The following is a 22498-nucleotide window of genomic DNA, read 5'->3' as shown; positions in this document are numbered from 1 at the left end:
GTAGATGTTATATATTAAGCAAATGCCGGCCTGCGGATAAGTGCCGCAAATGCGACGCCTGTCGGCAGGCTGGCATATATATGTTATTGCATTAAGAATTTGTAACCGCCGATATTTTTTAAAGCGATACCTGTACCGCGTACAACCGCCCTTAACGGATCTTCTGCTACGTGTACCGGTAGTTTTGTTTTTGCCGCTACGCGCTTGTCCAGTCCTCTCAGCAGTGCACCTCCGCCGGTCAGATATATTCCGGTCTGGTAAATATCTGCAGACAGCTCGGGAGGTGTAATCTCCAGAGCCTTCAGGATAGCTTCTTCTATTTTCGATATCGACTTGTCAAGGCAATGAGCGATTTCAGTATAAGATACCGTAATCTGCTTCGGAACCCCGGTCATCAGATCTCTTCCCTGCACCGCAAAGTCAGCAGGTGGCTCAGACAGCTCAGGTAAGGCAGCTCCCACCTCGATCTTGATCTTCTCTGCAGTACGGTCACCGATCATGATGTTGTGCTGACGACGGATGTATTGTACAATGTCGCTATCGAAGTTATCTCCCGCAACGCGGATTGACTGATCGCAAACAATTCCCGACAAGGCAATAACAGCAATTTCGGTAGTACCACCACCGATATCGATAATCATGTTACCCATTGGTTCCTCTACATCAATACCGATACCCACCGCGGCCGCCATCGGCTCATGAATTAGATACACTTCTTTAGCACCTGCAATTTCTGCAGAGTCGCGCACCGCTCTCTTCTCTACTTCTGTAATGCCCGAAGGAATACAGATAACCATCCGGAGAGACGGAAAGAACCATCCCCGACCATTGTTGATCATTTTGATCATTCCTCTGATCATATGTTCAGCAGCGTTGAAATCGGCTATAACACCATCTTTTAGGGGGCGTACCGTGCGGATATTATCGTGGGTTTTACCCTCCATCTGCATAGCTTGTCTGCCGATGGCGATAATTTTGTTTGTTGTGCGGTCGAAGGCAACTATAGAAGGCTCATCGACGACAACTTTATCATTATGTATAATGAGGGTATTTGCAGTACCCAGATCAATTGCTATTTCTTGTGTAAACCAATTAAATAAACCCATTAAGGACATTTTAAATTGTTAAATTATGCAAATGTAGTAAAATGTTCAGTACTTGATTAATGTTTGAAATGCCGAACGCCGGTAGTTACCATCGCTACTCCTTTGCTATTTGCCATATCCACGGAAAGTTTATCTTTAATTGAACCGCCTGGTTGAAGAATCGCTTTGATACCCGCATCAGCAGCGATTTCCACACAGTCAGGGAAAGGGAAAAACGCATCTGATGTCATCACAGCACCCTTTACATCAAATCCGAAAGTCTTTGCCTTTTCCAGCGCTTGTACCAGTGCGTCAACCCTCGAGGTTTGTCCGACGCCACTTGCCAGGAGCTGTCCGTCTTTAGCGATAACAATCGTATTAGACTTCGTATGTTTAACCAGTTTATTCGCAAAATGAAGATCCTTCAGCTGCTCTTCTGTAGGCTTCAACTCCGTTACCGGGGTCATTAACTCCGGACCTTCGATAGTGGCATCCTTATCCTGCTCAATAACACCGTTCAATAAAGTCTTGAACAACCTCGCGGGCAATGTAGTTTCTTTACGTTGAAGCAAAATTCTGTTTTTCTTTTCCGCTAGAATTTCGATCGCCTTCTCACTGAAAGCAGGAGCGATAAGCACTTCAAAGAAAAGCTTGCTGATTTCGCTGGCCGTTTCGCCATCTACCTCGCCATTACAAATGATCACTCCGCCAAAGGCAGAAACAGGATCGCAGGCAAGGGCAACTTTCCATGCATCGAGTAGGTTTTCTTTGGATGCAACTCCACAAGCGTTAGTGTGTTTTAATATCGCAAAGGTGGGTTCAGTAAATTCGTCGATCAAAGCAACAGCTGCATCCACGTCAACCAGGTTATTATAAGAAAGTTCTTTTCCATTCAGCTTAGTGAACATGGCATCCAGATCGCCATAGAAGTATCCTTTCTGATGAGGGTTCTCTCCGTAGCGAAGTACCGCCGACTTCTGTTCACTAACCTTAAATACCGGAAGCGGATCTTCCTGGTTGAAATAGTTGAAGATAGCGGTGTCGTAGTGAGAGGAAGTGTTGAATGCTTTCTTGGCAAAGGCCTTGCGGTGTGTCAGAGAAGTCATACCCTGATTTTCCTCTAATAAATTATATAACTCAGCGTAGTCGTTTTTCGATGACAGAATCACTACGTCGTTAAAGTTCTTTGCTGCGGCGCGGATCAGGGAGATACCGCCGATGTCGATCTTCTCGATGATCTCGTCTTCACCAAGTCCGGCTTTAACCGTTTCCTCGAAAGGATAAAGGTCTACGATTACCAGGTCGATCTCCGGAATTTCATACTGCGCTGCCTGCGCTTTATCTTCTTCCAGATTTCTTCTTGATAGTATACCACCGAAGACTTTCGGATGCAGGGTTTTAACGCGGCCTCCTAAAATAGACGGGTAGCCGGTCAGATCTTCTACACGAACCACATCGAAACCGAGATCCCTGATAAAGCTCTCTGTTCCTCCTGTTGAATAAAATGTTACACCTAATGAGTGAAGCTGTCTGATCAGAGGTTCAAGGCCGTCTTTGTAATATACTGATATTAAAGCGTTTTTTATTTTAACAGGATGGTTCATTTATTGAAAAATTAAGGGGCAAAGATAGGATTTTTGCAGGGTAAAATCACATTCCATTTTGCGGAAAAAACGAGGAAATATGTTTTTATACGGAGATCCGATGAGGGCTCATGATAAAACACGATCGCCCCTGGTCAGCTGATGACATACTGTTAATTGGCTCTGCGTCTTCTAAAGGTTTGGTTATGGTTTGGCTAAGGCCTGCTGGTGGGTGACGCCACGGTGATGCCACGTTGCGGCCACAGTGATGCCACCTTTTTCCGGTAAAACGTGGCATCAACGTGGCCGCAACGTGGCAGAGATATGGCTGCACCCAGCAGCTGGCCACAGCCTTTCCTCAGGCTGATGAGAGGCGTATGTCCGGTCGTAAGATCTTACCCGGAACGTGATACTATTAAGAACAGGGTACACCTTATTATTGAAGGAGCAGGAGAGAGTGATATTAAACGGCACACCAGGCCCCTGATCTTTTGCTTGTTCAGTTGCGGGCCTTGATTGCTTGAACGCGGCTGCTTATAGTGATTTCATTTTCTTCAGCAGGCTTTCAACAACCTTGGGGTAGTGCAGGTGTTCCAGTTGCTGGCCTTTGAATTTGATCATTTCGATGTCGTCGTCCTTATCTATCCTGTATTTCGACTGGTGGATAATCTCGCCTTCGTCGAAGTTTTCATTGACGAAGTGGATAGTAATGCCCGATTCGGTTTCCTTGTTATTTAACACCGATTGATGTACGCGATCGCCGTACATGCCTTTGCCGCCATATTTAGGAAGCAGGGCAGGGTGGATATTGATGATCTGATTCGGGAAAGCCTTTAGCAGGTTTTCGGGGATGAGCCAGAGGAAGCCGGCCAAAACGATCAGGTCTATTTCCATAGACTTGAGCAGTTTTACGATATTGTCCGTCTGATAGAAGTCAATCTTGTCGAAAATATGAGAGGGTATCTCGAAATTGTCGGCTCTTTGGATCACGTATGCATTTGGGTTGTTACATAAAACGATGGCTACTTCCGCATCTGCGTGTTTGTTGAAGTGTTCCATTATCTTTTGTGCGTTGGAGCCGGACCCTGAAGCAAAAACGGCAATCCTCTTTTTAAGTGACATATTTCGATGGGGTAAGTCCAAATATATTATTTTAAGTCTGGAAGACGCAAATTAAGGTTCAAATTCGGCTCAAAACAGATAAGGGATTCTGCAGTTTAGGAGCTCGCCGCGCGGCCTGGTGGAGGCCGTTTTGAAAGACGGTTGTCCGCGCCTGGATAAGGATGCTCATCAGGGTGTCGGAAACAGGATTGTTTTGACGTCTTATCATAGCCCTGACAGGCAAATTTTTTAAGCCCTGAAATGGTTGATTGCTAGGAGCTTCGAGATGGGGATGTACGGTGAAATACGCGGAATTGGCCAGAATTCGACATTGGAGAGCGGGAGTCCCTCATATCTAGGCAAATATCTCGAAAAATAAATTCCTAAGTCTTTGATAATTAATTAAACATTCCTATCTTTGCCCTCCCTTTCGAGGGATTTACTTGCCTTGAGCGAAGCCCTACTGCTTCGATGGGCACAAAAACGAATTAAAAAGAAATGTCAGGTATTATTGGAAAAAAAGTAGGAATGACCAGCATTTTCGATGCCGATGGAAGGAACATTCCATGCACGGTGATTGAGGCTGGCCCTTGCGTTGTTACGCAACTTCGTACCGAAGAAGTTGACGGCTATGAGGCTGTTCAATTGGCTTACGATGAGAAGAAGGAAAAAAACACTACTCAGCAGCTGAAAGGCCATTTTTCGAAAGCAAACACTACTCCAAAGCGGAAGCTTGTGGAGTTTAAGACGTTTGAAGATGAGAAAAGTTTAGGCGACACAGTTACTGTGGAGATTTTTGCTGAAGGCGACTTCGTTGATGTAGTTGGTACATCAAAAGGTAAAGGTTTCCAGGGTGTTGTTAAAAGACACGGCTTTAGTGGTGTTGGTATGCAGACTCACGGTCAGCATAACAGACTTAGAGCTCCGGGTTCATTAGGTGCTTCTTCATGGCCTTCTCGTGTATTTAAAGGTATGCGTATGGCGGGTCGTACAGGTGGTTCACGTGTAAAAGTTCAGAATCTTCAGGTTTTGAAAGTATACGCTGAGCAAAATTTATTAGTAGTTAGCGGTTCAATTCCGGGAGCTAAAGGTTCTTACGTAATCGTTGATAAATAAGATGGAAGTTAACGTAGTAAATATCTCAGGTAAAGAAACAGGTGCCAAGGTGCAACTTCCTGAAGCGATTTTTGGTGTAGAGCCAAATGATCACGCGATTTATCTTGACGTGAAGCAATATCTTGCTAATCAGCGTCAGGGAACGCATAAATCAAAGCAGCGTAACGAAATTGCTGGTTCAACCCGCAAGTTATATAAGCAAAAAGGTACAGGTGGTGCTCGTGCGGGTAACATCAAGTCTCCTTTATTCAATGGTGGTGGTCGTGTATTCGGTCCTCAGCCACGTGACTATAGCTTTAAGCTGAATAAAAAATTAAAGCAACTAGCTCGTAGGTCAGCTTTATCATACAAAGCACAGGATAACAGCATCGTTGTTCTTGAAGATTTTTCTTTTGATTCAATCAAAACCAAGAATTACGCTCAGTTGGTATCTGATCTGAATGTTGCATCTGAGAAGACCCTATTGGTTTTAGCAGCAGCAAATAACAATGTGTATTTATCAAGCAGAAACTTGAAAAAAGCGAAAGTGATCACTGCAGATCAGTTAAACACATATGATGTGTTGAACGCAGGAAAGCTTATCCTGACTACAGGTTCTGTTAAATTATTGGAGGAGGCATTCGCCAAGTAATATGGAAATTTTAAAGAAGCCTATTTTAACCGAGAAAGCAGCTGCGTTAACTGAGAAGCTAAACAGATATGCATTCAAGGTAGACCACAGAGCTAACAAGTTGCAGATCAAAACTGCAATTGAGCAAATGTTTGGTGTTAGCATCAGTGCTGTAAACACCATGGTGGTAGATGGTAAAGCGAAGAATCGTTACACAAAAGCTGGATTCGTATCAGGCCGCTCGCCGAAATACAAGAAAGCGATCGTAACGTTAAAAGATGGTGAAACTATTGACTTTTACAGCAATATTTAATTAGAACATGGCAGTTAAAAGATTTAAACCGGTTACCCCTGGAACTCGTCACCGTGTTGGCGGCGATTATTCAGATGTTACTACAAACGTTCCAGAAAAGTCGTTAGTAGTTTCGATCAAGAAGTCAGGTGGTAGAAATAATACCGGTAAAATGACTATGCGTTATCTCGGTGGGGGACATAAACAGTCGTACCGATTGATTGATTTTAAACGCGATAAACAAGACATCCCCGCAAAAGTTGCCACAATTGAGTACGATCCAAACCGTACAGCGCGTATAGCTTTGCTACACTATGCTGATGGAGAGAAGCGTTACATCATTGCTCCTGAAGGCTTAACAGTTGGACAAACTGTAGTATCAGGTGCAGCGTCTGCTCCAGAGGTTGGAAATACATTACCATTGCAAAACATCCCTCTGGGTTCAATTATTCACAACATTGAACTTAACCCAGGTCAGGGAGCAACAATCGCTCGTAGTGCTGGTGCTTATGCACAGTTATCTGCGCGTGACGGAAAGTATGCTATTATCAAATTACCTTCAGGTGAGACTCGTATGATTCTGTCATCTTGTATGGCAACAATCGGTTCTGTTTCTAACGCTGAGCGCGCTAACGAAGTGTTAGGTAAAGCGGGTAGAACACGCTGGTTGGGACGTCGTCCACGCGTTCGAGGTGTAGCAATGAACCCGGTAGATCACCCTATGGGTGGTGGTGAAGGAAGATCTTCAGGAGGTCATCCTCGCTCTAGAACCGGTATGCTAGCTAAGGGCTACAAGACCAGAAACAAGAAGAAGAGTTCGAATCGTTACATCATTGAAGGGAGGAAGAAATAATGGCACGTTCAATTAAAAAAGGCCCTTATATCGATCATAATTTAGAGAGCAAAGTGCTTTCTATGAACGAGACAAGCAAGAAAACGGTTATCAAAACCTGGTCACGCCGGTCAATGATTTCTCCGGATTTCGTAGGGCATACATTCGCAGTTCACAACGGAAACAAGTTTATTCCGGTGTATGTAACTGAAAACATGGTTGGTCACAAGTTGGGAGAATTTGCTCCAACCAGAACATTTAGAGGTCACGCTGAAAAGAAAAAATAAGCAATGGAAGCAGTAGCAAAATTAAATGATTGCCCTACCTCGCCTCGTAAGATGAGATTGGTTGTTGACCTTATCCGTGGTGAGCGTGTTGAAAAGGCACTATATATATTAAAATATACCAACAAGGAAGCTGCACAGAGAGTTGAGAAACTTTTATTGTCGGCTATCAAGAATTGGGAAGCGAAGAACGAGGGTCAGCGCCCGGAAGAGAGTGAATTGTTTGTGAAAACAATTACTGTTGACGGAGGTCGCCAGTTGAAAAGACTTAGACCTGCTCCTCAGGGTCGTGGACATAGAATTCGTAAGCGTTCAAACCACGTTACTCTAGTAGTGGACAGCAAGAATCTTGAATCACAAACTAATTAATCAGAAATGGGACAAAAAGCACATCCAATAGGTAACAGATTAGGAATCATCAAAGGTTGGGATTCTAATTGGTTCGGTGGCAACAACTATTCTGAGAAACTAGTTGAAGACGAAAAGATCAGAAAATACCTTTCTGTACGTATAGCTAAAGGAGGCGTTGCCAAATTGGTTATCGAGCGTACATTAAAGCGTATCACTGTCACTGTACACACTGCCCGCCCAGGTATCGTTATCGGTAAAGGTGGACAAGAGGTTGATAAGATCAAGGAAGAGTTGAAGAAACTGACTAAAAAGGAAGTTCAGATCAACATTTTCGAAATCAAACGCCCTGAGCTTGACGCACAATTAGTTGCTGAAGGTATCGCAAAACAACTTGAGGCTCGTATTTCATTCCGTCGTGCGATGAAAACATCTATTGCATCAACAATGCGTATAGGAGCTGAAGGTATCAAGATTATGTGTTCAGGTCGTCTAGGTGGTGCTGAAATGGCACGTACCGAGCAATACAAAGACGGTAGAATTCCTTTGCACACATTTCGTGCTGACATTGACTATGCTTTAGCAGAAGCTCTTACTACTTATGGTAAGATTGGTGTTAAAGTTTGGATCTGTAAAGGTGAAGTTTACGGAAAGCGTGATCTTTCTCCTAACATCGGTCAAACAACTGGTGTAAGAGGCAGAGGCGGAGAAGGTAATTCTTCATATGGTGCTGGCGAAAGAGGAGATAGAAGAGGCGGAAACGACAGACGTGGTGCTAACGACAGACGTGGTGGAGCTGGAGACAACAGAGGTGGAAATCGTGGTGGTGGAAACAACCGTGGTGGAAACGCTGGAGGCCAGAGCCGTCCCGGAGGTCAGGGAGGCAACCGTCCTGGAGGTCCAGGTGCTAACCGCGGTGCGGGTGGTGCAGGATTTCGCGCAAAGAAATAATTGAAGTTCAGACATCGTAAAGATATAAATACAGAAAAAGATGTTACAGCCAAAAAGAACGAAGTTCAGAAAGATGCAAAAAGGTAAGATGAAAGGTTTAGCTTCTCGCGGAGCAGAGCTTTCATTCGGATCTTTCGGAATTAAATCGCTGGAACCGGCATGGATCACCAGCCGTCAGATTGAAGCTGCACGTATTGCGGTTACACGTTTCATGAAACGTGAAGGCCAGGTGTGGATTCGTATATTTCCTGATAAGCCTGTTACCAAGAAGCCTGCGGAAGTACGTATGGGTAAAGGTAAGGGAGCTCCAGAATACTGGGTTGCAGTTGTTCGCCCGGGAAGAATGCTTTTTGAAGCAGAAGGCGTACCTTTGGAAATTGCCAAAGAAGCACTACGTTTAGCCGCTCAAAAGTTACCGGTACAAACAAGATTTGTAGTACGTAGAGATTACGTAGAAGCATAAAAAAGTCGTAGGTTGTGAGTTGTTTTGTTGTATTGCTTTATAACGATCACTAAACAACTTACAACCAACAACTAAGAAAAAGAAAAGATGAAAACCTCAGAAATATTAGAGCTATCAACTGAAGAGATTGTTTCCCGCATTGGCGAGGAGAAAAGCAATCTTACTAAATTAAAATTTGCGCATACAGTTTCTGCCATAGAGAATCCATCTCGTATAAGCAAGGTGAGAAAAGAGATCGCACGTTTGAACACAGAATTGACTAAACGTAAAGCGGCTGCTGCTGCTGAGAAAGAGTCCGCTTCTGAAACTGAATAATTTTAGAGTCGAAATGGAAAGAAAATTAAGAAAGACCCGTACAGGGTTGGTAGTGAGCAACAAGATGGATAAATCTATCGTTGTTGCTGTAGAAAGGAAAGTAAAGCATCCTATCTACGGTAAGTTTGTTCACAAGACTACCAAATTTATGGCTCACGACGAAAGCAACACTTGTGGTATCGGAGATACTGTGTTGATTATGGAGACTCGTCCTCTGAGTAAAACTAAGAACTGGAGATTAGTTGAAATTTTAGAAAGAGCTAAGTAATGGTACAACAGGAATCAAGACTAAATGTCGCAGACAATAGCGGAGCTAAAGAAGTTTTAGTTATCCGTGTTCTGGGAGGTACCGCTAAACGGTATGCTTCTCTTGGTGACAAAATTGTTGTTACCGTAAAAAGTGCTATTCCTTCTGGAAACGTTAAAAAAGGAACTGTTACTAAAGCAGTTGTTGTTAGAACGAAGAAAGAAGTGAGACGCAAAGATGGCTCATATATCCGTTTCGACGATAACGCAGCAGTTTTATTAAATAATCAGGACGAGCCGAGAGGTACCCGTATCTTTGGTCCGGTTGCGAGAGAGCTGCGTGAGAAGCAATTCATGAAAATCGTATCATTAGCACCGGAGGTATTGTAACATGGAAAAGAAAAAGAACATCTTGCCTAAGCTTAAGATCCGTAAAGGAGATTTAGTACAGGTAATAGCAGGCGACTCAAAGGGTAAGCAAGGTAAAATCGTTGAGGTTTTATTAAAAGCTAACAGAGTTGTTGTAGAAGGCGCGAACATGGTATCACGTCATACAAAACCAAATGCTGCTAACCCTAACGGTGGCATTATTAAGAAAGAGGCCGCTCTGCATGTTTCAAACGTGATGTTAGTGGACGCTAAAACTGGCAAACCGACCCGCGTTGGAAAACAAAAGAACGCAGAAGGAAAATTTGTTAGAATCGCTAAAAAATCAGGGGAGGAAGTTAAGCAATGAGTTACGTACCAAGATTAAAATCCAAATATAAGGAGGAAATCCGCACAGCACTGAAAGAGAAATTTCAGTACAAGACTGTGATGCAGGTTCCTAAGCTTCAGAAGATTGCAATCAACCAGGGTGTTGGTGCTGCAACTACTGACAAGAAGCTAATTGATAACGCTATTGCAGAGCTTACTACCATTACCGGTCAGCAGGCTGTAGCAGCTAAATCAAAGAAAGATATCTCTAACTTCAAATTGCGTAAGGGAATGCCGGTTGGTGTTCGTGTAACTTTACGTGATAACCAGATGTATGAGTTTCTAGACAGATTGATCGCTGTTGCTTTACCTCGTATCCGTGATTTCAAAGGTATCAACGATAAAGGTTTCGACGGGCATGGTAACTATACTTTAGGTGTTACTGAGCAGATCATTTTCCCAGAGATTAACATTGATAAAATCAATAAGATTATGGGTATGGATATTACTTTTGTAACTTCCGCAAAAAATGATGTTGAGGCGTTAGAGTTATTAAAACAATTCGGTTTACCGTTCAAAAATCAATCACCAGTAAATAATGGCTAAAGAAGGTATAAAAGCACGTGAAGTTAAACGTGCAAAGTTGGTTGCCAAGTATGCTGACAAAAGAGCTGCTTTGAAAGCAGAAGGAGATTTAGTTGCTTTAGATAAGCTACCTAAAAACTCTTCGCCTGTGCGTTTACACAACCGTTGTAAACTGACTGGCCGTCCTCGTGGATACATGAGACAGTTTGGTATTTCACGTGTTACATTCCGTGAAATGGCTTTAGCTGGAAAGATCCCCGGAGTAAAGAAGGCAAGCTGGTAATATAAAGTTGGGAGCATGGCTCCCAACCTCCATATAAAATTTAACCGATAGCAGGTCCGCATATAAACAATGGAAACCACTATCATAACAAACAAGTAATGAATACAGATCCAATAGCAGATTATCTTACAAGAGTAAGGAATGCCATTAAGGCCAACCACCGGGTTGTGGAAATTCCTGCATCAAACCTTAAAAAGGAAATAACTAAAGTTCTTTTTGATAAAGGTTACATCGCGAACTACAAGTTCGAGGACAATACCGTACAAGGCGTTATCAAAATCGCTTTGAAGTACCATCCCGTAACTAAAGTTCCTGCTATTCGCACTCTAACACGTGTGAGTAAGCCTGGTTTGAGAAAATATTCAGGTGTAGACAGCATGCCACGTGTATTAAATGGTTTGGGAATTGCAGTTGTTTCAACTTCTAAGGGAGTGATGACTGACAAGGAGGCCCGCAACCTTAACATCGGTGGTGAAGTATTATGTTACGTTCATTAATCAAAAGGATTAAACGATGTCAAGAATAGGAAAAGCCCCGATAACAATCCCTTCAGGTGTTACTATCTCGGTTTCTGCAGAGAATGTAGTGACAGTAAAAGGCCCTAAAGGAGAATTAACACAAAGATTAGACGGTGATATCACCGTTTCTCAGGATAACGGAATTTTAACTGTTGAACGCCCTACAGAGCAGAAGCGCCACAAAGCACTTCACGGATTATACCGCTCACTTATAAACAACATGGTTATAGGTGTGACTGAAGGTTACAAAATTCAGCAGGAGTTAGTTGGTGTTGGTTACCGTGCTACAAACACTGGTAATACATTAGACCTTGTATTAGGTTTCTCTCACCACTATGTGTTTGAGTTGCCTAAGGAAATCACAGTAGCGACTACTGCTGATAAAGGTAAGAACCCAACTATCATTTTAGAAAGCGTAGACAAACAGTTGTTAGGACAAGTTGCTGCAAAGATTCGTTCATTACGTACTCCTGAGCCATACAAAGGAAAAGGTATTAAGTTCGTAGGTGAAGTATTGAGAAGAAAAGCAGGTAAATCAGCAGCTAAAAAATAGTAATCATGTCAGGAATTAAATTATCTCGCAGAGAGCGTATAAAAAAAGGTATAAGAAAGAGACTGTCTGGTTCTACTGATCGTCCTCGTTTGTCTGTATACAGAAGTAATAAGGGCATTTATGCTCAGGTTATTGATGATACTACAGGAAAAACTCTAGTTTCAGCATCATCTTTATCAAAGGATTTTTCTGCAGATGGAAACAAAATTGAGCAGTCTAAGGCTGTTGGAAAGCTTGTAGCAGAAAAAGCTATCGCTGCTGGTATTAGCCTGGTAGTATTTGATAGAAATGGTTATTTATACCACGGTCGTGTAAAGTCTCTTGCAGAAGGTGCACGTGAAGCTGGGTTAAACTTTTAATCTGAGAATAAATGTCAACAATCAATATAAAGAGAGTTAAATCAAGCGAAATTGAACTTAAAGATCGTTTAGTAAGCATCCAGCGTGTTGCTAAGGTTACTAAAGGTGGTCGTACTTTCAGTTTCTCAGCCATCGTTGTTGTAGGTGACGAGAATGGTGTAGTAGGATATGGTTTAGGAAAAGCAAAGGAAGTAACTGAGGCGATCGCTAAAGGTATTGACGATGCGAAGAAAAATTTGGTGAAGGTTCCAATTATCAATGGAACAGTTCCTCATGAGCAATATGGTAAATTTTCAGGTGGTTTTGTATTGATCAAGCCAGCTGCTAACGGTACCGGTGTTATTGCTGGTGGTGCGATGCGTGCGGTTCTGGAAAGTGCTGGTGTGCATAACGTATTAGCGAAATCAAGAGGATCATCTAACCCGCATAACGTGGTTAAGGCAACTGTATCTGCTTTATCTCAAATGAGAGATGCTTATACTGTAGCTCAGCAACGTGGTGTGGATCTTAATAAAGTTTTTAACGGATAAGAACATGGCGAAGATCAAGATCACTCAGATTAAAAGCGTTATCGACAGAAGCGAGCGCCAGAAGAGAACAATGCAGGCTCTAGGTTTGAAAAAAATTAACCAAGCTGTAGAAGTGGAAGCTACCCCGTCTATTATCGGGATGGTAAGGAAAGTTAATCATCTAGTAGCAGTAGAAAGTATTTAATCATGAACTTAAGTAATTTAAAACCTGCAGAAGGTTCAACTAAAAATAAAAAACGAATAGGACGTGGTACGGGTTCTGGTCGTGGTGGAACTTCCACCCGCGGTCATAAAGGTGCGGGATCTCGTTCAGGATATTCATCTAAGGTAGGTTTCGAAGGTGGTCAGATGCCTTTGCAGCGCCGTATACCTAAGGTTGGTTTCAAAAACATCAACCGCGTAGAATACGTAGGTATCAACCTGGATGTTCTTCAGAGTCTTGCTGAGAAGTTCAGCTTAACAGCTATCGACTTCGCTGCATTGAAGGAGCACGGACTGGTTTCTAAAAATGACCTTGTGAAGATCCTTGGAAGAGGTGAGCTAAAGGCGAAACTGGATATTACTGCTCATGCTTTTACAGCTACGGCTCAGAAAGCAATCGAAGCAGCTGGTGGTGCAATTGTTAAATTATAATTAATTAATGAAGAAGTTATTCACTACCCTTTCCAATATCTGGAAAATTGAAGACTTAAGAGTGCGTATTTTAAACACACTCTTATTTCTTTTAATTTACCGTGTAGGATCATTTATTGTGCTTCCGGGCGTTAGCGCTACAGCATTGGATAATCAACAAGCCAGGGAAGGTATCCTTGGGCTTTTAAATATGTTTGCCGGAGGTTCATTTGCCAGAGCATCAATATTTGCCCTTGGTGTTATGCCTTACATATCTGCGTCGATTGTTGTGCAGCTTTTAGGTATTGCTGTACCATACTTTCAGAAGATGCAAAAGGAAGGGGACAGTGGCAGGAAGAAACTTACTCAGCTTACCCGTTATCTGACAGTAGCGATTACGTTATTGCAGGCGATTGGGTATGTACGTACGCAAATTACTCCTGATGCCAGATTACTGGCGGAGCCTTTGTTCACCATATCCTCCATGGTTATCCTGACTGCCGGTACGTTATTCGTCATGTGGTTAGGTGAGAAAATCACGGATAAGGGTATTGGTAACGGTATCTCGTTAATTATCATGATTGGTATAATCGCGCAGTTACCGGGGGCATTTATTACTGAGTTCGACTCAAGGATTAATGGACTTGGAGGGATCATTCCTTTCATTGTAGAGATTGCAGCATTATTCTTTGTTGTGGTATTTACTATCCTGGTCGTCCAGGGTGTCCGGCGGATTCCGGTTCAGTATGCGAAGAAAATCGTTGGTAACAAGCAGTACGGCGGTGTTCGTCAGTATATTCCTTTAAAGGTTAATGCTGCCGGAGTTATGCCGATCATCTTTGCTCAGGCACTGATGTTTATCCCGACTACCTTAGGGCAATTCTTCCCTGCGGCGCAAGGTCCGGTACTGGCTTCGTTGAGCAACTATACTTCGGTTGCCTACAATCTGACTTTCGCATTGCTGATCATAGCATTTACGTTCTTCTATACAGCCATTACAGTTAACCCTGTTCAGATGTCTGACGATATGAAAAAGAATGGCGGTTTTATTCCGGGTATTAAGCCGGGTATTGCTACAGGAAACTACATCGATTCGGTGATCTCCAAGATCACGCTACCGGGTTCCATATTCCTTGCATTTATCGCTATACTTCCTTCTATCGCGATCGTACTTGGTGTAAACAGTAACTTTGCCCATTTCTATGGCGGTACATCACTGCTTATTCTTGTGGGTGTTGTTTTGGATACATTACAGCAGATTGAGAGTCATCTCCTGATGCGTCATTACGATGGACTGATGAAGACAGGCAGATTGAAAGGTCGCACACCAGTAGCTGCCGACACCGGCGCCTCAGGGTCTGTGATTTAATCAGAACTAATGTCTAAAGTAAAATTTAAAACGGACGAAGAGATTGAATTGATACGAGAGAGCGCGCTCCTCGTATCAAAAACTCTCGCCGAAGTTGGACGCCTGGTTAAGCCGGGCGTTAAAACTATAGAGCTGGATCGGGTAGCTGAAGCATTCATCAGAGATCACAAAGGCGTTCCTGCTTTTCTTAACTACAACGGATTTCCATATTCTCTTTGTATTTCGACTAACGAAAGGGTAGTGCATGGTTTTCCGGGAGATGATGAACTAAAAGAAGGTGATATCATTTCTATCGATTGCGGAGTTGTGTTGAACAACTTTGTTGGAGACTCTGCTTTTACGTTTGCTGTTGGAGAAATCGACCCATTGGTTCGCCAGCTGTTAGACGTGACGAGAGAATCATTATACCGGGGTATAGAAAAGGCGGTTGTCGGTTCGAGGATCGGTGATATCGGTTATGCTGTTCAAGAGTATACCGAGAAGCATGGATATGGCGTGGTGAAAGAACTTGTTGGTCATGGTGTTGGTTTCAAACTTCATGAGAAGCCAGAAGTACCGAACTACGGCAAGCGGGGAACAGGCATGAAGCTGGAAGAGGGAATGGTTATCGCTATTGAGCCGATGATTAACCTTGGAAAGGCTGGCGTCAAGTTTTGGAAAGATGGGTGGACTGTAAGTACAGTTGATAGCAAACCGTCTGCTCATTTCGAGCATACAGTGGCGATACGCAAAGGAAAAGCGGATATTTTATCGACATTTGACTATGTTGATGAGGTTTTAAGAAGTTAGTATATAAAAATTAGTATAATAACTACAATAAACTAAATATTTTATTTAATTTTGCAACCCCAAATGTTTGGAGTTAATTAAATAGAAATCAATAAAATATGGCTAAACAGGCCTCTATTGAACAAGACGGGATCATAAAGGAAGCATTGTCGAACGCAATGTTTCGTGTGGAATTGGAAAATGGTCATGAGATCATTGCCCATATTTCAGGAAAAATGCGGATGCACTATATCAAGATTTTGCCTGGTGATAAGGTAAAGCTCGAGATGTCTCCATATGATTTGTCAAAGGGTAGAATTACTTACAGATATAAATAAGATGAAAGTTAGAGCATCCATAAAGAAGCGCAGTGCGGACTGCAAAATAATTCGCCGTAAGGGAAAACTTTATGTAATTAACAAGAAAAACCCTAAGTATAAACAACGCCAGGGATAAAATAATTTGTTGACAAAGAACTATGGCAAGAATAGCAGGTATTGATTTACCAAGAAACAAAAGAGGAGAAATCGGACTTACTTACATTTTCGGTATCGGAAGGTCTACTGCGCAGAGCATTTTAGACCAGGCTGGTATTAGCCGTGATGTAAAGGTTGAAGAATGGACCGATGAGCAATTAACAGCGATCCGTACGATCATCAACGACGAGGTTAAGGTTGAAGGAGCTTTACGTTCTGAGGTTCAGTTAAACATCAAACGTTTAATGGATATCGGATGTTACAGAGGCTTGCGTCACCGTAAGGGACTTCCTGTTCGTGGACAAAGAACCAAGAACAATACTCGTACCCGTAAAGGAAAACGTAAAACAGTTGCTAACAAGAAAAAGGCTACTAAATAATACCAATAATGGCTAAGAATAAAAAAGTAACCAAGAAGCGTCTTGTTGTAATCGAACCAATAGGTGAGGCACACATCAACGCTACTTTCAATAACATCATCATTACCTTAACTAACTTACAAGGTCAGGCTATATCATGGTCATCAGCTGGTAAGATGGGTTTCAAAGGTTCTAAGAAGAACACTCCGTACGCTGCAGGTCAAGCTGCTGCTGATTGTGGTAAAGTGGCTTTTGATTTAGGTCTGCGTAAAGTAGAAGTATTTGTAAAAGGTCCTGGATCTGGTCGTGAGTCGGCTATCCGTACGCTTCAGAACACAGGTATTGAAGTGACTACAATTAGAGATATCACTCCTCTTCCTCACAACGGATGTCGTCCTCCAAAGAGAAGAAGAGTTTAATTAATCGATTTTAAAGATAAGATTCTGCGGCTACAGGTCGCATGATACTTTAAACAGAACAAAATGGCAAGATATACTGGTCCAAAATCCAAAATTGCACGTAGGTTCAGAGAGCCGATCTTCGGTCCTGACAAAGCATTAGAAAGAAAAAATTATCCTCCTGGAATGCACGGTGCTTCAAAGCGTCGTGGAAAGCAGTCTGAGTACGCTGTCCAGCTGATGGAAAAACAAAAAGTAAAATATACATACGGAGTATTAGAGCGTCAGTTCGAGAACCTGTTCCACAAGGCGTCTGCCAGAGAAGGAATTACAGGTGAGTTACTGTTAAAATTGCTTGAAGCCCGTTTAGATAATACAGTTTACCGTTTAGGTATCGCTCCTACACGTTCAGCTGCACGTCAGTTGGTAGGTCACAAGCATATCACTGTAAACGGTGAAGTGGTTAATATCCCTTCATACTCGCTGCGTGCTGGTGATGTTGTTGCTGTTCGTGAGCGTTCACAGTCTCTAGAAGCAGTTACAAATTCTGTTGCCGGACGTAAGCTAAATAGATATCCTTGGTTAGATTGGGATGCAAATTCTTTCACTGGAAAGTTCCTAAACTACCCAAATCGCGATGAGATTCCTGAGAACATCAAGGAAAACCTGATCGTCGAGTTATACTCTAAGTAATAATTACAGCAGTCCTGATTATATCGGGACTGCTTTATACATACAGTTCAAAACATTTAACTGAATATAAATGGCAATTTTAGCATTCCAGAAACCAGATAAAGTTATCATGCAGAAATCTACGGATTTCGACGGTACGTTTGAATTTCGTCCGTTAGAGCCGGGTTTCGGTGTTACCATCGGTAATGCTTTACGTCGTATTCTATTGTCTTCTCTAGAGGGATATGCAATTACGTCTGTACGTGTTTCAGGTGTTTCTCATGAGTTTTCAACTATCAAAGGTGTTGTAGAAGATGTTACTGAGATCATCCTGAACTTAAAGCAGGTGCGTTTCCAGAAAACAGGTGATGCCGGTGATAACGAGAAGATCTACGTAATCATTAATGGTCAGGAGCAGTTTAAAGCAGGTGATATTACCAGGTTCTCTACTAATTTTACTGTTTTAAATCCTGAACTTGTATTATGTAATATGGAATCGTCTGTAACTCTTGAAGTAGAGCTTACAGTTAACAAAGGTCGCGGTTACGTTGCTGCTGAAGAGAACAAGAATCCGGATGCCAATGTTGGTGTTATCGCTATCGATTCTATTTACACTCCGATTAAGAATGTTAAATATACTATCGAGAACTACCGGGTTGAGCAGAAAACGGATTATGAGAAGTTAGTTCTTGATATCACAACCGATGGTTCAGTTCATCCTGAGGATGCCCTTAAAGAAGCTGCTAAGATTCTTATTCACCACTTCTTGTTGTTCTCTGACGAGAATATCATGTTAGAGGCTCAGGCTAAAGAGGAAACTAAGGAAGTAGATGAGGAAATTCTTCATATGCGCAAGATCCTTAAGACTGAATTAGTTGATCTTGATCTTTCAGTTCGTGCGTTAAACTGCCTTAAAGCAGCTGATATTCGTACACTAGCTGACCTTGTATCTTATGACGTGGCAGATATGCTGAAGTTCAGAAACTTTGGTAAGAAGTCACTAACGGAGATTCAGGATCTGGTAAAATCAAAAGGTCTTTCTTTTGGTATGAACCTATCCAAATACAAACTAGACGAAGAGTAATCTTCTCTTTATTATATACATAAGCGACGTGCTTATAATTCCTCCTGTAACAGGAACGGTATAAGCACGGAAATTTAACAAACAATGAGACACGGAAAAAAAATCAATCACTTAGGCCGTACTAACAGTCATCGTAAAGCGATGATGTCTAACATGGCTTCTTCGCTTATCGAGCACAAGCGTATTGTTACTACTTTGGCTAAAGCTAAAGCTTTGCGTACATACGTTGAGCCGTTAATTACAAAATCTAAAAACGATACTACTCACTCTCGTAGAACAGTATTTAGCTACCTTCAGAATAAAGAAGTGGTTACTGAGCTTTTCCGTGATGTTGCAGCTAAGGTTGCAAACCGTCCAGGTGGTTATACTCGTATCATCAAGTTGCAAAATCGTCTGGGTGATAACGCTGAGATGGCTTTGATCGAGTTGGTAGATTACAACGAAACATACAAATCTGAAGCTCCTGCTGCAGCTGAGAAGAAGTCTACTCGTAGACGTGGTTCTTCTAAAGCTAAGAAAGCAGAACCTGCTGCTGAAACAGCGGTAGCGACTGAAGAAGCTCCGGAAGCAGAAGCTCCAGCAGCGGATTCAGCTGAAGAGCCTGCGAAATAAAAAACAGGGAACTTATTGTTTCTCTCTAGCAAAAGCCGGTCGGATTTATTTCGGATCGGCTTTTTTGTATTTAAACCCTAGTGGCAAGGAACGGGTAATAGATAGTCTTTAAGCAAAACAGGCTGCTCCGGTTAAGGAAGCAGCCTGTTTGCGATATACGATTGATATAGTGGATTGTATTATTTCCACAGCTTAGACGGATAAGTTCCATCTTCTACCAGCTTAGAAAGACTTTCCTGTACGATAGGCTTGTCTTCTTTGTAAGTTACACCGAACCATTTGGAAGAAGTAGGGATAACCTTGAATACGGCAGTACCACTTTTAGTGAGTGCTTCAGCCATTAAAGGAATGAAAAATTCTGCTTTCGGGTTGCTCTCATTTTCTTCGACAAACGCCTTAAACAATGGTTTGGTCTGCTCAAATACCGCAGGAGTGAATCCCCAGAAGTTCATGGAAGCCCTGGCATCATCGTGTAGTGGAGTAGTCTTTCCGCTTTCGTCTTCAAAAACGATGACGCCGTCTTTAGCGTATACTTTTGTTCTCTCGTTTATCTCTTGAAGGTTGCCTTCGCTGTTAACGAGGCAAATACCTCTTGACACGGCTCCGTGCTCGGAGAGTGTTTTGTCTACCTCATAACCGATAAGTGAATACTTCTCGTCGCTTACTTCGTTTGTAAGGAAGTCTGCCATTTTCTTGAAAGCGTCGTAACCGTAGAAGTCATCTGCGTTAATCACACAAAAAGGCTCGTTAACTTTACCTGCGGCCTCAAGCACTGCATGACCTGTACCCCATGGTTTTTGTCTCTCAATTTGCTTGTCGATACCGTATTTAGTGAGGTCAAAAGTCTGGAAGATATAGTCAGTTTCTACAACACCTTTTAATTTTGGCTCAAAGATACCCTTGAAGCTTTCTAAAAACTCTTCGCGGATGATAAAACATACTTTACCGAATCCAGCACGAACAGCATCGTAGATGGAATAATCAATAATAGTTTCGTTATTGGGTCCGAATCCATCAACTTGTTTCATGCTTCCGTAGCGGCTGGCCATGCCAGCGGCTAGTATAAGTAATGTGGGTTTCATTCGTCTAAAATAATTATTATGGTTCCAAGTATCAAGCACTACTGGCTTGTTGTTTTAAAATTGATGAAAATCATCTTTTGTGAATCAGGGTTCTGCGAGTGCTCTTTTGTATTCTGTGAGGACCCGTGCCCTTGCCTCCTTATGGTCTACTATAGGTTGCGGATAGGCGAAGGCATCATCGTATTCCTTTACCCATTGCCGCACATACCGAAGCTGCGGGTCGAATTTCTTCATCTGTAGCTCGGGGTTAAAGATGCGAAAGTAAGGAGCAGCATCGTTGCCACTTCCTGCTGCCCATTGCCATCCACCAACGTTACTTGCAAGGTCGTAATCGAGCAGCTTTTTTGCGAAGTAGGCTTCTCCCCATCTCCAGTCGATCAGAAGATGCTTGCAAAGGAAACTGGCGGTTACCATCCTGACGCGGTTATGCATCCATCCGGTAGTGTTCAGTTGCCGCATTCCGGCATCAATGATAGGATACCCCGTCTTACCAGCGCACCATGCTTTAAACTCCTGTTCGTCATTTCTCCATCGGATGTTGTCGTACGCTCTTTTAAAGGCATGATCTACCGTTTCTGGGAAGTGCCAGATGATCATAAAGTAAAAGTCACGCCAAATAAGTTCGCTTAACCATGTATGAGCGTTGTTCTGAAGTGCATGGGAGGCTACTTCTCTTATGCTGATGGTTCCGAAGCGAAGGTGGACGCTTGTTCTGGCGGTACCTTCGATGGAAGGAATATCGCGGGTTTCGGCGTAGGTCTTGTTTATGTTTTCATACTTGATGACGGGTATCTGGAGCGAACTTGGCTTGAACCCGAACGTCTCGAGATCGGGAAGGGGATAACGGCACTTAAAGAAGTTCCGCCGCTCTGCTGCAGATGTCGAGCTTTTAAGAGAGTACTCGTCTGCTAAAAACTTTTCCAGCCATTTATTCTTGTAGGGCGTGAAGACGGTATAAGGCTCCCGGGTGCTCTTTAAGATTTCGTCTTTCTCAAATATTACATGGTCTTTATATTCAGAAAAGTTAACTGACCGACTTTTTAGCAGCTTAGCTACTGCTTCATCTCTTGATCTGGCATAGGGCTCATAGTCAGAATTTGTAAACACAGTGTCTATGTGGTAGATATTCGAGAGATGCTGCCAGGCTTCCAAAGGCTTCTGATGTAGTACAAGGAGGGACGAGCCTAGTTTGTTAAGCTGCTGGTTTATGGCTTGCAATGATTTATAGATAAAGCTTACCCTTGCATCTTCGCGATCTTCAAGCTTATCGAGAATCAGCGGATCGAAGATGAAGACAGGAAGTACAGGAAGGCCCGATTGCAGGGCCTTTGAAAGAGCAGTGTTATCGTCTATCCTCAGGTCTCTTCTGAACCAAAATACATTAACGACTTGTTTATCCATAAAGATCATGTAATGCTTCGGGAAGGAAATGGAATTTGAATTCGAATCCGCTTGCTTGAAGTTCGCTTGAATCAGTACGATTACTGCTAAGCACTATCGCTTTCATCTCACCTAAAGCAATTCGTAGTGCTAGTTCGGGAATATGTGGAAGCCAGATTTTTTTTCTGTGAATTGCCGCCAAAGTTTCCGTGAAGGTCTTATTTGTTACGGGATGAGGACTGCTCAAGTTATAGACGCCTTGCATTTCTTCGTTAGTCAATGCATGAGCATAGGCATGAACGGCATCGTGTATATGCACCCATGGCATCCACTGTTTGCCTGAACCGAGGACCGCTCCAAATCCTAATTTGATAGGGAAGGCGATCTTGGGCAGTGCGCCACCTTCTTTGGCAAGAACTACTCCGGTACGTAATTTAACGACTCTGAGGCCTGAGGCTGCAAGCAAATCTGCAGAGTGCTCCCATTGTACGCAGGTTTCAGCCAGAAAGCCTTTTCCCGGGTGACTTTGCTCGGTGAGAATTTCATCTTCACGGTCGCCATAGTAGCCTACAGCGGATGCGGATATAAACGTTTTGACTCTTGCGTTTTTAGCGGTACTTATCGCCCTGGCAAGCAGCTCAAGCGACTTCGTGCGACTGGAGATGATTGTTTGTTTGCGTTTATTGGTCCAGGGTTTCGCTCCGATATTTTCACCGGCAAGATGTATGATAGCATCCACGCCTTCCACAGAGCGTTCGTCGATGCTGCCATTTTCAATGTCCCAGCCAAACTCCTTAACAGCAGCATTTTTATTGGTAGGGTTGCGGCTCAGTGTGCGAACTACATAGCCTTTCGAGACAAGAAATTTGGTAAGAGGAACTCCTATTAGTCCGTTTGCACCTGTGATAAGAACTGTTAAAGACATAGTAAAATCTT

The 22498-nt window shown here is 42.8% G+C and carries 35 protein-coding genes; 29 read left to right on the top strand and 6 right to left on the bottom strand.

The window, feature by feature from the left end; all coding sequences use genetic code 11:
- Positions 1–83: 83 nt before the first annotated feature.
- The 3 genes from B0I27_RS14785 to purN form a co-directional block, all read right to left on the bottom strand.
- The gene (locus B0I27_RS14785; RefSeq protein WP_106294726.1) at positions 84–1106 is read right to left on the bottom strand and encodes a rod shape-determining protein; all 1023 of its coding nucleotides are present in this window, start codon (positions 1104–1106) and stop codon (positions 84–86) included.
- Positions 1107–1162: 56 nt separating this feature from the next.
- Positions 1163–2689: a bifunctional phosphoribosylaminoimidazolecarboxamide formyltransferase/IMP cyclohydrolase gene (gene purH, locus B0I27_RS14780; protein ID WP_106294724.1), complete on the bottom strand. Its 1527-nt coding sequence runs from the start codon at positions 2687–2689 to the stop codon at positions 1163–1165.
- A gap of 513 nt (positions 2690–3202) precedes the next feature.
- A complete protein-coding gene (gene purN, locus B0I27_RS14775) occupies positions 3203–3790 on the bottom strand; it encodes a phosphoribosylglycinamide formyltransferase (RefSeq protein ID WP_106294722.1) in 588 nt (195 codons plus the stop codon).
- A gap of 477 nt (positions 3791–4267) precedes the next feature.
- On the opposite strand from purN, the gene rplC reads away from it, so the two are divergent.
- The 29 genes from rplC (at position 4268) to rplQ (ending at position 19100) form a co-directional block, all read left to right on the top strand.
- Positions 4268–4885, top strand: coding sequence for a 50S ribosomal protein L3 (rplC, locus tag B0I27_RS14770; protein WP_106294720.1), 618 nt, complete (start codon positions 4268–4270; stop codon positions 4883–4885).
- A gap of 1 nt (position 4886) precedes the next feature.
- Positions 4887–5516 carry a 50S ribosomal protein L4 gene (gene rplD / locus B0I27_RS14765; protein ID WP_106294718.1) on the top strand — a complete coding sequence of 210 codons (630 nt, stop codon included), beginning with the start codon at positions 4887–4889 and terminating at the stop codon, positions 5514–5516.
- 1 nt (position 5517) lies between these two features.
- Positions 5518–5808, top strand: a complete 291-nt coding sequence (rplW, locus tag B0I27_RS14760; RefSeq protein WP_106294716.1) for a 50S ribosomal protein L23 — start codon at positions 5518–5520, stop codon at positions 5806–5808.
- 7 nt (positions 5809–5815) lie between these two features.
- Complete coding sequence (rplB, locus tag B0I27_RS14755) at positions 5816–6640, top strand: 50S ribosomal protein L2 (RefSeq protein WP_106294714.1); 825 nt, start codon at positions 5816–5818, stop codon at positions 6638–6640.
- Positions 6640–6906: a 30S ribosomal protein S19 gene (gene rpsS, locus B0I27_RS14750; RefSeq protein WP_106294712.1), complete on the top strand. Its 267-nt coding sequence runs from the start codon at positions 6640–6642 to the stop codon at positions 6904–6906. The genes rplB and rpsS overlap by 1 nt, the downstream gene beginning before the upstream one ends.
- A gap of 3 nt (positions 6907–6909) precedes the next feature.
- Positions 6910–7272, top strand: a complete 363-nt coding sequence (gene rplV / locus B0I27_RS14745; protein ID WP_106294710.1) for a 50S ribosomal protein L22 — start codon at positions 6910–6912, stop codon at positions 7270–7272.
- Between the two features lie 6 nt (positions 7273–7278).
- On the top strand, positions 7279–8202 hold the full coding sequence (rpsC, locus tag B0I27_RS14740) for a 30S ribosomal protein S3 (RefSeq protein WP_106294708.1): 924 nt from the start codon (positions 7279–7281) through the stop codon (positions 8200–8202).
- Positions 8203–8242: 40 nt separating this feature from the next.
- Complete coding sequence (gene rplP, locus B0I27_RS14735) at positions 8243–8665, top strand: 50S ribosomal protein L16 (protein WP_106294706.1); 423 nt, start codon at positions 8243–8245, stop codon at positions 8663–8665.
- 87 nt (positions 8666–8752) lie between these two features.
- The gene (gene rpmC / locus B0I27_RS14730) at positions 8753–8980 is read left to right on the top strand and encodes a 50S ribosomal protein L29 (protein ID WP_106294704.1); all 228 of its coding nucleotides are present in this window, start codon (positions 8753–8755) and stop codon (positions 8978–8980) included.
- A 13-nt stretch (positions 8981–8993) separates the two neighbouring features.
- A complete protein-coding gene (gene rpsQ / locus B0I27_RS14725) occupies positions 8994–9248 on the top strand; it encodes a 30S ribosomal protein S17 (RefSeq protein ID WP_106294702.1) in 255 nt (84 codons plus the stop codon).
- Positions 9248–9616 (top strand): 50S ribosomal protein L14, encoded by a 369-nt coding sequence (gene rplN, locus B0I27_RS14720; protein ID WP_106294700.1) that lies wholly within the window; start codon positions 9248–9250, stop codon positions 9614–9616. Before rpsQ ends, rplN begins: the two co-directional genes overlap by 1 nt.
- 1 nt (position 9617) lies before the next feature.
- On the top strand, positions 9618–9962 hold the full coding sequence (gene rplX / locus B0I27_RS14715) for a 50S ribosomal protein L24 (protein ID WP_106294698.1): 345 nt from the start codon (positions 9618–9620) through the stop codon (positions 9960–9962).
- Positions 9959–10528 carry a 50S ribosomal protein L5 gene (gene rplE / locus B0I27_RS14710; protein ID WP_106294696.1) on the top strand — a complete coding sequence of 190 codons (570 nt, stop codon included), beginning with the start codon at positions 9959–9961 and terminating at the stop codon, positions 10526–10528. The genes rplX and rplE overlap by 4 nt, the downstream gene beginning before the upstream one ends.
- On the top strand, positions 10521–10790 hold the full coding sequence (gene rpsN, locus B0I27_RS14705; RefSeq protein ID WP_106294694.1) for a 30S ribosomal protein S14: 270 nt from the start codon (positions 10521–10523) through the stop codon (positions 10788–10790). The genes rplE and rpsN overlap by 8 nt, the downstream gene beginning before the upstream one ends.
- Before the next feature lie 98 nt (positions 10791–10888).
- Entirely contained in the window at positions 10889–11287 is a 399-nt protein-coding gene (rpsH, locus tag B0I27_RS14700) for a 30S ribosomal protein S8 (protein WP_106294692.1), read from the top strand.
- Positions 11288–11303: 16 nt separating this feature from the next.
- Complete coding sequence (gene rplF, locus B0I27_RS14695) at positions 11304–11861, top strand: 50S ribosomal protein L6 (RefSeq protein WP_106294690.1); 558 nt, start codon at positions 11304–11306, stop codon at positions 11859–11861.
- 5 nt (positions 11862–11866) lie between these two features.
- Entirely contained in the window at positions 11867–12220 is a 354-nt protein-coding gene (rplR, locus tag B0I27_RS14690; RefSeq protein ID WP_106294688.1) for a 50S ribosomal protein L18, read from the top strand.
- Positions 12221–12231: 11 nt separating this feature from the next.
- Positions 12232–12750: a 30S ribosomal protein S5 gene (gene rpsE / locus B0I27_RS14685; RefSeq protein ID WP_106294686.1), complete on the top strand. Its 519-nt coding sequence runs from the start codon at positions 12232–12234 to the stop codon at positions 12748–12750.
- A 4-nt stretch (positions 12751–12754) separates the two neighbouring features.
- Positions 12755–12934 (top strand): 50S ribosomal protein L30, encoded by a 180-nt coding sequence (gene rpmD, locus B0I27_RS14680; RefSeq protein ID WP_106294684.1) that lies wholly within the window; start codon positions 12755–12757, stop codon positions 12932–12934.
- A gap of 2 nt (positions 12935–12936) precedes the next feature.
- Positions 12937–13383 (top strand): 50S ribosomal protein L15, encoded by a 447-nt coding sequence (gene rplO, locus B0I27_RS14675; RefSeq protein ID WP_106294682.1) that lies wholly within the window; start codon positions 12937–12939, stop codon positions 13381–13383.
- Positions 13384–13390: 7 nt separating this feature from the next.
- A complete protein-coding gene (gene secY / locus B0I27_RS14670) occupies positions 13391–14731 on the top strand; it encodes a preprotein translocase subunit SecY (RefSeq protein ID WP_106294680.1) in 1341 nt (446 codons plus the stop codon).
- Between the two features lie 9 nt (positions 14732–14740).
- Positions 14741–15520, top strand: coding sequence for a type I methionyl aminopeptidase (gene map, locus B0I27_RS14665; RefSeq protein ID WP_106294679.1), 780 nt, complete (start codon positions 14741–14743; stop codon positions 15518–15520).
- A 98-nt stretch (positions 15521–15618) separates the two neighbouring features.
- Positions 15619–15837, top strand: a complete 219-nt coding sequence (infA, locus tag B0I27_RS14660; RefSeq protein WP_016196832.1) for a translation initiation factor IF-1 — start codon at positions 15619–15621, stop codon at positions 15835–15837.
- A 1-nt stretch (position 15838) separates the two neighbouring features.
- Positions 15839–15955: a 50S ribosomal protein L36 gene (gene rpmJ, locus B0I27_RS14655; RefSeq protein ID WP_008506259.1), complete on the top strand. Its 117-nt coding sequence runs from the start codon at positions 15839–15841 to the stop codon at positions 15953–15955.
- A gap of 22 nt (positions 15956–15977) precedes the next feature.
- Complete coding sequence (rpsM, locus tag B0I27_RS14650) at positions 15978–16355, top strand: 30S ribosomal protein S13 (protein WP_106294678.1); 378 nt, start codon at positions 15978–15980, stop codon at positions 16353–16355.
- An 8-nt stretch (positions 16356–16363) separates the two neighbouring features.
- On the top strand, positions 16364–16753 hold the full coding sequence (rpsK, locus tag B0I27_RS14645) for a 30S ribosomal protein S11 (RefSeq protein WP_106294677.1): 390 nt from the start codon (positions 16364–16366) through the stop codon (positions 16751–16753).
- Positions 16754–16816: 63 nt separating this feature from the next.
- The gene (gene rpsD / locus B0I27_RS14640; protein WP_106294675.1) at positions 16817–17425 is read left to right on the top strand and encodes a 30S ribosomal protein S4; all 609 of its coding nucleotides are present in this window, start codon (positions 16817–16819) and stop codon (positions 17423–17425) included.
- Positions 17426–17495: 70 nt separating this feature from the next.
- Positions 17496–18488: a DNA-directed RNA polymerase subunit alpha gene (locus B0I27_RS14635; RefSeq protein ID WP_106294673.1), complete on the top strand. Its 993-nt coding sequence runs from the start codon at positions 17496–17498 to the stop codon at positions 18486–18488.
- Between the two features lie 84 nt (positions 18489–18572).
- Entirely contained in the window at positions 18573–19100 is a 528-nt protein-coding gene (rplQ, locus tag B0I27_RS14630; protein WP_106294671.1) for a 50S ribosomal protein L17, read from the top strand.
- Positions 19101–19279: 179 nt separating this feature from the next.
- Here rplQ and B0I27_RS14625 read toward each other — a convergent pair whose 3' ends face one another.
- From B0I27_RS14625 to B0I27_RS14615, 3 genes are all read right to left on the bottom strand, one after another.
- Positions 19280–20182 carry a nucleotidyltransferase family protein gene (locus B0I27_RS14625; protein WP_106294669.1) on the bottom strand — a complete coding sequence of 301 codons (903 nt, stop codon included), beginning with the start codon at positions 20180–20182 and terminating at the stop codon, positions 19280–19282.
- A gap of 84 nt (positions 20183–20266) precedes the next feature.
- The gene (locus B0I27_RS14620; RefSeq protein ID WP_106294778.1) at positions 20267–21583 is read right to left on the bottom strand and encodes a cryptochrome/photolyase family protein; all 1317 of its coding nucleotides are present in this window, start codon (positions 21581–21583) and stop codon (positions 20267–20269) included.
- Entirely contained in the window at positions 21576–22487 is a 912-nt protein-coding gene (locus B0I27_RS14615) for a TIGR01777 family oxidoreductase (protein ID WP_106294667.1), read from the bottom strand. The genes B0I27_RS14620 and B0I27_RS14615 overlap by 8 nt, the downstream gene beginning before the upstream one ends.
- Between the last annotated feature and the right edge of the window lie 11 nt (positions 22488–22498).

The organism is Arcticibacter pallidicorallinus (assembly GCF_003002875.1).
GTDB lineage: Bacteria > Bacteroidota > Bacteroidia > Sphingobacteriales > Sphingobacteriaceae > Arcticibacter > Arcticibacter pallidicorallinus.
This window is presented reverse-complemented; position numbering and strand designations above follow the sequence as displayed.